Source organism: Parendozoicomonas verongulae (assembly GCF_009711465.1).
Lineage (GTDB): Bacteria > Pseudomonadota > Gammaproteobacteria > Pseudomonadales > Endozoicomonadaceae > Sansalvadorimonas > Sansalvadorimonas verongulae.
The window spans coordinates 1-1,066 of sequence record NZ_SMME01000590.1 but is presented as its reverse complement, the minus strand read 5'-3'; the positions used below and the strand labels follow the sequence as shown (position 1 = coordinate 1,066).

The 1,066-nt window shown below is 53.3% G+C and carries 1 protein-coding gene; it reads left to right on the top strand.

Going from position 1 to position 1,066, the window contains the following annotated elements; translation table 11 throughout:
- Positions 1 to 1,066, top strand: a 1,066-nt coding sequence (locus E1189_RS01720; protein ID WP_196221007.1) for a hypothetical protein, incomplete at both ends; no start/stop codon positions are given.

The following is a 1,066-nucleotide window of genomic DNA, read 5'->3' as shown; positions in this document are numbered from 1 at the left end:
CACCCCGGCCTTTCTTGATGCCTGCATCGCTACCAATAAACAGGTTCTTCCCGAGGTGCATAAACTATTCCCTGATCACCCTATAGATTTTGAAGCTTTGGTGCAGATAGAACCCGAAACTATCATAAGTGTGCCCCCCCATCACCATACTCAGACAATGAAAGAGCAGGCTGTCAAAGACATCCCCTGGTTGCTTTATTATTTTCAAGATGATCCGGACCCTGGGTACAGCAGACTGTGCAGGGTGGCACTGAGTCAGGATGGGGAGGTTCTGGGTTACATTCCCACCCGGCGCATCACGATAGATATGGTGGAACTGGCAGTGGACAGCAAAGTGATCCCCCGCGTACACCATATCCCAGAGTCCATGCTTACGCCGGACCTGTTTCAAAGGCTTCTACTGAAAGCACCGGCGGCTAACAATGCATATGGGGCGAGTCGCTACTACCCCGAGAATTTTCTTGAACGCTGCCCCGCTCTGATGCCACACCGGAGCCGTTTTTTCCACTGGCTGAAAGGGCTGCCTGTGGCCAAGCGTACCGAAAAACTGTGTGCAGAGTTTATACAGCAGTTTCCAGACGCCACACACTTGATTCCAGAGCGCATTTTGTCAAGACACCCGGAATGGCAACGAAAAAGACCGCTCCCTCCCGATCTGGACTGTCATTGTATTTCCCTGTGGCGTCTTCCGAAAACTGAACCGGAAGCCTGTCGAGACTGGTTCAATCAGCATGGCCCACTGGTACGATTTTCAGAAGAAGATCTGCGCCCCGGTACTCCCCCCTGGGTTTGTTTGACGGGCGATCCTAAGGTTCACAGGAACTGGCTGCCAAAGCACCTGATAAACCACCTGGTTCGTTATGGTGGTCCCGATGGTCCGGCAGCCCTTTGGGAGACAACCCTTGAGACAATCTCCGAATACGCCCTGCTTTATCCGGCACAGGAGTTGTGCTGCCCCCGGGGAGTGGCCCTGGTACCTTTCCAGACCCGTAAGCGTTTGATGTTCTGCCGCCCCTTTGTGCTTCGTAATCAGAGTCTGGGATGGGAGCTGCAAAACGGGATTGAT